Source organism: Pseudomonas sp. PDM13 (assembly GCF_025685765.1).
Classification (GTDB): domain Bacteria; phylum Pseudomonadota; class Gammaproteobacteria; order Pseudomonadales; family Pseudomonadaceae; genus Metapseudomonas; species Metapseudomonas solani.
Map to the genome: position 1 here is coordinate 166772 of NZ_JAOTQU010000013.1, position 8200 is coordinate 174971.

General features: G+C 63.2%; 9 protein-coding genes. 1 reads left to right on the top strand and 8 read right to left on the bottom strand.

Annotated features, from left to right (window positions below):
* Positions 1-26: 26 nt before the first annotated feature.
* The 8 genes from sigX to ppsA all read right to left on the bottom strand — a co-directional run bounded on the left by sigX (position 27) and on the right by ppsA (position 7168).
* Positions 27-617: an RNA polymerase sigma factor SigX gene (gene sigX / locus OEJ36_RS15595; RefSeq protein WP_021220312.1), complete on the bottom strand. Its 591-nt coding sequence runs from the start codon at positions 615-617 to the stop codon at positions 27-29.
* A gap of 93 nt (positions 618-710) precedes the next feature.
* The gene (locus tag OEJ36_RS15600) at positions 711-1535 is read right to left on the bottom strand and encodes a mechanosensitive ion channel family protein (RefSeq protein WP_021220313.1); all 825 of its coding nucleotides are present in this window, start codon (positions 1533-1535) and stop codon (positions 711-713) included.
* 2 nt (positions 1536-1537) lie between these two features.
* Positions 1538-1783 (bottom strand): hypothetical protein, encoded by a 246-nt coding sequence (locus OEJ36_RS15605; protein WP_021220314.1) that lies wholly within the window; start codon positions 1781-1783, stop codon positions 1538-1540.
* 54 nt (positions 1784-1837) lie between these two features.
* Entirely contained in the window at positions 1838-2833 is a 996-nt protein-coding gene (locus tag OEJ36_RS15610) for a zinc transporter ZntB (protein WP_263402256.1), read from the bottom strand.
* A gap of 22 nt (positions 2834-2855) precedes the next feature.
* Entirely contained in the window at positions 2856-3344 is a 489-nt protein-coding gene (rraA, locus tag OEJ36_RS15615) for a ribonuclease E activity regulator RraA (protein WP_263402257.1), read from the bottom strand.
* Between the two features lie 20 nt (positions 3345-3364).
* On the bottom strand, positions 3365-3664 hold the full coding sequence (locus OEJ36_RS15620) for a Rieske (2Fe-2S) protein (protein ID WP_081711524.1): 300 nt from the start codon (positions 3662-3664) through the stop codon (positions 3365-3367).
* A gap of 85 nt (positions 3665-3749) precedes the next feature.
* Positions 3750-4733: an alpha/beta fold hydrolase gene (locus OEJ36_RS15625; RefSeq protein WP_263402258.1), complete on the bottom strand. Its 984-nt coding sequence runs from the start codon at positions 4731-4733 to the stop codon at positions 3750-3752.
* A 65-nt stretch (positions 4734-4798) separates the two neighbouring features.
* A complete protein-coding gene (gene ppsA, locus OEJ36_RS15630) occupies positions 4799-7168 on the bottom strand; it encodes a phosphoenolpyruvate synthase (RefSeq protein ID WP_031288051.1) in 2370 nt (789 codons plus the stop codon).
* A 160-nt stretch (positions 7169-7328) separates the two neighbouring features.
* Between ppsA and OEJ36_RS15635 the strand changes: the two genes are divergently transcribed.
* The gene (locus OEJ36_RS15635) at positions 7329-8147 is read left to right on the top strand and encodes a pyruvate, water dikinase regulatory protein (RefSeq protein WP_263402259.1); all 819 of its coding nucleotides are present in this window, start codon (positions 7329-7331) and stop codon (positions 8145-8147) included.
* Positions 8148-8200: the final 53 nt, after the last annotated feature.

Genomic DNA, 8200 nt, shown 5'->3' on the forward strand with positions numbered 1-8200 from the left:
TGATCTAAGAGATTAATTTTCCCCAACTAAGTTTCGGTCAATCCTGAAAATTTTTCTCTCAAGCGGTCCAGCGCACGCTTGTATCGCATCTTCGTGGCGCTAAGACCCATATGCATAATGTCAGCAATTTCCTGAAATTCCAGTTCTGCGACGAAGCGCAGCACCAGGATTTCACGGTCGATCGGGTTCACATGCACCAGCCATCGCTCAAGGCCTCCACGCTCTTCGAGCTTGGGTGCCTTCTCCTCCGAGGCTTCCTCGAGAGGATCGAGACTCAGGGCATCAAGTAAACGACGTTTACGACGCTCTTTCCGATATTGGGTAATACATTCGTTATACGTGATGCTGTAGAGCCATGTCTTGAACTTGGACTTCCCTTCGAAGTTCTTCAATCCATAGAGCACCTTCAGCATCACCTCCTGACAGACATCGTCAGCGTCTCGTTCGTTCCCCAAATATCGGGCACAAACGTTGAACAGGGTGCGCTGGTAGCGACGCATGAGCTCTTCATAGGCACGCGTGACGTGAAACAGCTCCACATGGGCGCGCTCCACCAGCTCTTCGTCGGAGAGCTCGCGGGGGTCGTAGCGCAGGGAAAGCGATTGGGGCTTGTTCAAAACAGGTCGGGCCGACAGTCAGGTCAGGAGCCGCTGGAGCGCGGGGACGCGCTCCGCTATGGCGGCATACATTAGCAGGGATGGCGCGCCGTGTTAGCGGCTCGTTACCCGCTGGTCGAGCAATGTCCGGTTGGACACGGAGACCAGTTCGCCTTCATCGGTGAGGAGGATGGTCTTCACCGTGCCGATTTCCTCGATCTGTCCTTCGACATCGCCCACCTTGACGTCCTGTCCTACCTGATAGAGCTCACGCACATAGATGCCGGCGATGATCTGCCCGGCGATGTCCCGGCTGCCCAACCCCAGCGCCAGCGCTGCGGCGAGGCCGATAGAGATGAGCACGATGGCGATGACGTTGTTCAGCAGGTCGGTCTTGACCTCCAGCTGCCCGATGGCCACCGAGATGCTGATGATGATCACCAGGCCCTGGGCGATGCGCCCCAGGCCGTGGGCGTAGTCCAGCCCCACACCTTCGGCGGCGCCACGGACGATGCCGCTGACCAGTTGCGCCAGGAGCACGCCGGCCAGCAGCACCAGGGCCGCACCGAGCACCTTGGGCAGGTACAGGGCGAGCATGTCGAGGGTGGCGGAAACACGATCGAGGCCCAGGGATTCGGCAGCGGAGACCAGGAAGATCAGCAGCACGAACCAGTAGACGATCTTGCCGATCAGCGTGGACACCGGCACCTGGATGCCGACGCGGGCGAGGATCTTGGTCAGCCCGGTGCCACCCATCAGGCGGTCGAGGCCGAGCTTGGCCAGCAGCTTGGACAGCAGGGTGTCGAGCAGCTTGGCCACCACGAAGCCCAGCAGGACGACTACCAGGGCGCCGAACAGGCGCGGGATGAAGCCGGCCACCGGTGTCCACACCGTGGTCATGGCGTTAACGATACCTTGGGTCCAGGGGTCGAATTCCATGTTCAATCAGCCTTGTCAGCAGAGCGTTTCGATGAGGGGCGGCGAGAGACCGGCGCCACGTGGGCCGAGCCGTTGTTGAGGGCGATCATCATGGCTTCGGCCCAATGGCCGAGCAGGCTGAACAGATCGCCGACGCCAACCTGACGGTTGGCGGTCTTGAGCACGCGGCCTAGCGCGGCGTTGTCATCATGGTCGGATGACGAACGCTTGAGCAGGTCCCGCAGGGATTCTTCGAACGGATCGTGCATGCGCACCTCGCGTGGATATGTCGGCTAGACGAGGCCAGCGTTCAACAGGTCACATCAGAGCCAGCGCAAGCGGCGGAAAAGCCACCACTGGAAGGTGGCCACCCCGAGGATCAGCAGGCAGGCGACGACGAAGCCATAGGGCGCATCGGCACCGGGGATACCCCCGACGTTGATGCCCAGCAGGCCGGTGATGAAGCTCATGGGCAGGAAGAAGCCGGTAATGATGCCGAGCAGGTACATGGTGCGGGTCATGCGCTCGCTCATGCGCCGGTTCTCCGACTCCAGCACCAGGCCGACGCGCTCGCGGATCAGCTCCAGCTCTTCCAGGTAGCGGGTGAGGCGGTTGTTCAGCTCGCTCCAGTAATCGGTGTCGTCGGCGGCGAACCAGCTCATGCGGTTGCGCATCAGTTGGCCGTAGATGTCCCGCTGTGGCGCGAGGAAACGCTTGAGCCCGGCGGCGCGGCGGCGGATGTGCAGCATCAGGTCGTGATCGGGATTGAAGCGCTCGTTGGCATCCAGCAGCTCCTCCTGCTCATCGACCTCTTCGGAGAGCGCGGCGACCAGGGCATCGACCTTGTCGGTCAGGTGCTCGGCCAGGTACAGCAGCACCTCGGAAGCGGTCTTCGGCCCGGTACCGCTGCCCCACTGTTCGATCAGTTCGTCGGTGGCGTGCAAGGGGCGCAGGCGCAATGAGATGACGCGCTGCGCATCGGCGAAGATGCGCACCGCGACCATGTCCTCGGGTTGGGCGCCCGGGTTGAGGTTCACACCCCGCAGGAACAGCAGCAGCTGGTGCTCCGGCAGGTTCACCAGGCGTGGCCGGGTGCTTTCCTCCAGCAGCAGGTCGCAGGCGAATTCGCTCAGCCCACTGGCCTCGCGCAGCCACTGGCGCGCCATGGCATGGCCACGGTCCCAGTGCAGCCAGAGGCTTTCCCGCTCTTGCAGCTGGATGACGTCCAGCTCGTCCTTGGTGACGGAGCGTGCACCGCCCTCCCCGTCCAGGACATAGGCGTGCACCAGCCCCCAGCGTACGTTGCGTTCCTCGACCATCCTCAGCGATCGCCCCGTCCGGTCATTCAGGCATTTTCAGGGCTTGCGGGGAGATGATGATGCCGTTGTTGTCGGCATAGACGAATTCGCCCGGGCGGAAGGTGATGCCGCCGAAGGTCACGGCCACGTTGAGGTCGCCGATGCCGCGCTTGTCGGTCTTCATCGGGTGGCTGGCCAGGGCCTGGACGCCGAGATCGGTCTGGGCGATGACGTCGACGTCACGGATGCAGCCGTATACGACGATGCCTTCCCAGCCATTCTTCGCCGCCTTCTCGGCCAGCATGTCGCCCAGCAGCGCGCGACGCAGGGAACCACCGCCGTCCACCACCAGCACCTTGCCCTGGCCGGGCAGGTCGACCTGCTCCTTGACCAGCGAGTTGTCTTCGAAGCACTTGATGGTGACGATTTCGCCACCGAAGGAATCGCGGCCGCCGAAATTGCTGAACATCGGCTCGACGACCTGCACCAGGTCCGGATAGGCATCGCACAGATCAGGGGTGACGTATTGCATGGCAAGGCTCCTTGATGGATTTACAGGTCGAGGCCGACACGATCACCGTCATAAGCCAGCGTCAGCCGAAGCAGCGGCGAACAGGCCGCATCGAGGGCGCGACCACTGTCCAGATCGAAGGCGATCCCGTGGCGGGAACAGCGCAGCACCCTACCTTCGAGCGTACCGTTGTGCAAGGGCGCGCCACGGTGTGGGCAGCGGTTTTCCAGGAGGATCGCCTGCTGATCAACGACGATCAGCAGCAGTTGCCGTCCCTGCACCTGAAAGGTTCCGCGATAGCCATCCTGCAGATTGATCAGACGCTCCAGCGCAATGAACATGCGCCCTCCGGAATCGACGCGGCCCTGCATCTTTAGCACAGCACCGGAGCCCCTGGAATGGGGCTTCCGGCAAAAGGCGCGACAGTCAGGCGGCGGGAACCGCCTGGCCGAACGAGCCGGGGATCTCCAGGCGGTCAAGCCAGTGCTCCACCAGCGGCCAGACTTCCTGCTGGGCGTGCTTGCTGACCAGCATCTCGATATGGCCGTAGTCATCGGCGAAGCCGTTCTCGCGGGACAGGCAGAGGAACTGCCGCGTCTCGCTGCCGAACTGCTCCAGCAGCTTGCGGCAGGCCCAGGCCGGGTCCTGCAGGTCACCGGCGGCGCCCACCGCCAGCACCGGCACGCGCACCTCGGCGAGGCCCTTCCACCAGTCGCGCTCAGCATCGCCGAAACGGCCGAACAGGCCGTGCCAGCGCAGGCTTTCCAGGCCGATGCCGATGGGTTCGTCCTCGGGCCCACGCTTGAGACCAGGGCCGGACAGCACGGCCATGCGCTTGAGCAGGAAGCGCCCGCCCCACTCCACCGGCGGTACTTTCAGCGGCCAGTAGACACGGCTGATCTGGCTGCCGAACAGCGCCACGGAGGCGGCATCTTCCTCGCCCAGGTAATGCCCGCCCAGGGCGGCCGCGAGGGTGATGCCACCGAGCGAATGACCGATCCAGTGGGGCACCTGGCCCGCCTGTTCGCGGACGAAGGCCCCGATGGCCGGCAGGTCGTAGCGGGCATAGTCGGCGACGCGGTTGCGCCGGTAGTCCTGGTTGCGCGGCGACAGGCCGTGGCCGCGCATCTCGGCGATCCACACATCGAAGCCGGCGCGGGCCAGGTGCGGGCCGAGCCCCAGGCACTTGGGCGAATACCAGAAGCGGCGGTTGGAGAAGCTGCCGTGCAGGAGCACTACGGGCTCGCCGCGCTGCTCCTCATGGCCGACCAGGCCCAGGCGGGTGAGGACCAGTTCGACGCTGGAGTCGGGGCTGTTGCCGGGCTTGAGGCGATAGACGTCCTCCGTGATGTCGCCACGGAGTTCCGCGCTGATCAGCGCGACGGGGAATAGATCACTGCTGCTTTGCATGAATGCTACTTGCATGAAAAAGGGCGGGTTTGCAGCCCGCCCTTCTTCTGGTTGCGGTTAAAGGGTCACGCCTGGCCTTCGGCCAGGAAGAACCAGGTGTCGAGTACCGAGTCGGGGTTCAGCGACACGCTCTCGATGCCCTGCTCCATGAGCCACTTGGCCAGATCCGGGTGGTCGGACGGGCCCTGGCCGCAGATGCCGATGTACTTGCCGGCCTTGTTGCAGGCGGCGATGGCATTGGCCAGCAGCTTCTTGACCGCCGGATTACGCTCGTCGAACAGATGGGCGACGATGCCGGAGTCACGGTCCAGGCCCAGGGTCAGCTGGGTCAGGTCGTTGGAGCCGATGGAGAAGCCGTCGAAGAATTCGAGGAACTCGTCGGCCAACAGGGCGTTGGACGGCAGCTCGCACATCATGATGACCTTGAGGCCGTTCTCGCCGCGCTTCAGGCCGTTGCTGGCCAGCAGATCGACCACCTGGCTGGCTTCGCCCAGGGTACGGACGAAGGGCACCATGATCTCGACGTTGGTCAGGCCCATGTCGTTGCGCACTTTCTTCAGCGCACGGCATTCCAGCTCGAAGCAGTCACGGAAGGATTCGCTGATGTAGCGCGAGGCGCCACGGAAGCCGAGCATCGGGTTCTCTTCTTCCGGCTCGTAGAGCTTGCCGCCGATCAGGTTGGCGTACTCGTTGGACTTGAAGTCCGACAGGCGCACGATGACCTTTTTCGGCCAGAAGGCCGCGGCCAGGGTGCTGATGCCCTCGACCAGCTTCTCGACGTAGAAGCCGACCGGGTCGTCGTAGCCGGCGATGCGCTTCTCGACGCTGTCCTTGATCTCGGCGGGCAGGCCGGCGAAGTTCAGCAGCGCCTTCGGGTGCACGCCGATCATGCGGTTGATGATGAACTCCAGGCGCGCCAGGCCTACGCCTTCGTTGGGCAGCTGGGCGAAGTCGAAGGCGCGGTCCGGGTTGCCGACGTTCATCATGATCTTGAACGGCAGCTCGGGCATGGCGTCGACCGAGTTCTTGCGGATGTCGAAGCCCAGCTCGCCTTCGAAGATGAAGCCGGTGTCGCCCTCGGCGCAGGAAACGGTCACGCCCATGCCGTCCTTCAGCACCTGGGTGGCGTTGCCGCAGCCGACTACAGCCGGGATGCCCAGTTCACGGGCGATGATCGCGGCGTGGCAGGTACGGCCGCCACGGTTGGTGACGATGGCGCTGGCGCGCTTCATCACCGGCTCCCAGTCCGGGTCGGTCATGTCGGAGACCAGCACGTCGCCCGGCTGGACCTTGTCCATCTCGGAAACGTCGTGGATCACCTTCACCGGGCCGGCGCCGATGCGCTGGCCGATGGCACGGCCTTCCACCAGGACGGTGCCCTTTTCCTTCAGCAGGTAGCGCTCCATCACGGTAACGCTGGCACGGCTCTTCACGGTCTCGGGGCGGGCCTGCACGATGTACAGCTTGCCGTCGTCGCCGTCCTTGGCCCACTCGATGTCCATCGGGCGGCCGTAGTGTTTCTCGATGATCAGGGCCTGCTTGGCCAGCTCGGTGACTTCGGCATCGGTGATGCAGAAGCGGGCGCGGTCGGCACGGTCGACATCGACGGTTTTCACCGACTTGCCGGCCTTGGCTTCGTCGCCGTAGATCATCTTGATCGCCTTGCTGCCCAGGTTGCGACGCAGGATCGCAGGGCGGCCGGCTTCCAGGGTGTGCTTGTGCACGTAGAACTCGTCGGGGTTCACCGCACCCTGCACCACGGTCTCGCCGAGGCCGTAGGCGCCGGTGATGAACACCACGTCACGGAAACCGGACTCGGTGTCCAGGGTGAACAGCACGCCGGCAGTGCCGGTTTCCGAACGCACCATGCGCTGCACGCCGGCGGACAGGGCGACCAGCTTGTGGTCGAAGCCCTGGTGAACGCGGTAGGCGATGGCACGGTCGTTGAAGAGGGAGGCGAAGACTTCCTTGGCGGCGCGGATCACGTTGTCCACGCCACGGATGTTGAGGAAGGTCTCCTGCTGGCCGGCGAAGGAGGCGTCCGGCAGGTCTTCGGCGGTGGCGGAGGAACGCACGGCCACGGCCATGTTGTCGTTGCCACCGGCCATGGCGGCGAAGGCGCTGCGGATCTCAGCATCGAGGCGCTGCGGGAATTCGGCGTCCATCACCCACTGGCGGATCTGCGCGCCGGTCTTGGCCAGGGCGGCGACGTCATCGACGTCGAGGGCGTCCAGCGCGGCGTGGATCTTGTCGTTGAGGCCACTCTGTTCGAGGAAGTCGCGATAGGCCTGCGCAGTAGTGGCAAAACCACCGGGAACAGATACCCCGGCGCCAGCCAGATTGCTGATCATCTCGCCGAGGGATGCGTTCTTGCCCCCCACATGCTCAACATCGTGAACGCCGAGCTTATCGAGGGAAACTACGTACTCTACCAAGGTGATCTCTCCACTATCTGTTGGAAAAGCTCATGCGGAGTGGTTCCGCTGCGTTCTGGCGCGAGGCCGGAAAAATAAGTCACAATGCAGGCCGGCGATGGGCCAGCAAAAACGGGCCTATGATAGCCAAGAATCGATCCCGACTTAAGGCCTTTGGCGCATGAAACGAACCGCTTTTTTCATCTCCGACGGTACCGGCATAACCGCTGAAACCCTCGGGCAGAGCCTGTTGGCGCAGTTCGAGACCATTACCTTCGCGAAGCTCACGCGGCCTTATATAGACAGCGTCGAAAAAGCGCGCGCCATGGTACAGCAAATCAATATAGCTGCCGAGGCAGACGGGGCCCGGCCCATCATCTTCGACACCATCGTCAACCAGGAAATCCGTGACATTCTCGCTACGTCCAACGGGTTCATGATCGACATCTTCTCGACCTTCCTTTCCCCGCTGGAACAGGAACTTACGTCGCATTCCTCCTACTCGGTGGGCAAATCGCATTCCATCGCCCATAGCGCCAATTACATGGAGCGCATCGAGGCGGTGAACTTCGCCCTCGACAACGACGACGGCGCCCGCACCCACTACTACGACAAGGCCGACCTGATCCTCGTCGGCGTGTCCCGCTGCGGCAAAACGCCCACCTGCCTGTATATGGCAATGCAATACGGAATTCGTGCCGCAAACTATCCGCTGACCGAAGAAGACATGGAGCGCCTGCAACTGCCGGCCGCCCTGAAGAAGTACAAGGACAAACTGTTCGGCCTGACCATCGACCCGGACCGCCTCACCGCGATCCGCCACGAGCGCAAACCCAACAGCCGCTACGCCAGCTTCGCCCAGTGCGAGTTCGAAGTCCGCGAGGTGGAAAACCTGTTCCGCCGCGAAAACATCAACTTCATCAACTCCACGCATTTCTCGGTCGAAGAGATCTCGGCGAAGATTCTCGTGGAGAAAGGCGTGGAGCGGAGGCTCAAGTAAGCTGCAAGCTGCAAGCTGCAAGCTGCAAGCTGCAAGCTGCAAGCTGCAAGCTG

Bases quoted from the DNA above. Each gene is read 5' to 3' on its own strand.
- OEJ36_RS15600 (WP_021220313.1), bottom strand. From the start codon at position 1,535: ATGGAATTCGACCCCTGGACCCAAGGTATCGTTAACGCCATGACCACG.
- OEJ36_RS15605 (WP_021220314.1), bottom strand. From the start codon at position 1,783: ATGCACGATCCGTTCGAAGAATCCCTGCGGGACCTGCTCAAGCGTTCG.
- OEJ36_RS15610 (WP_263402256.1), bottom strand. From the start codon at position 2,833: ATGGTCGAGGAACGCAACGTACGCTGGGGGCTGGTGCACGCCTATGTC.
- rraA (WP_263402257.1), bottom strand. From the start codon at position 3,344: ATGCAATACGTCACCCCTGATCTGTGCGATGCCTATCCGGACCTGGTG.
- OEJ36_RS15620 (WP_081711524.1), bottom strand. From the start codon at position 3,664: ATGTTCATTGCGCTGGAGCGTCTGATCAATCTGCAGGATGGCTATCGC.
- OEJ36_RS15625 (WP_263402258.1), bottom strand. From the start codon at position 4,733: ATGCAAAGCAGCAGTGATCTATTCCCCGTCGCGCTGATCAGCGCGGAA.
- OEJ36_RS15635 (WP_263402259.1), top strand. From the start codon at position 7,329: ATGAAACGAACCGCTTTTTTCATCTCCGACGGTACCGGCATAACCGCT.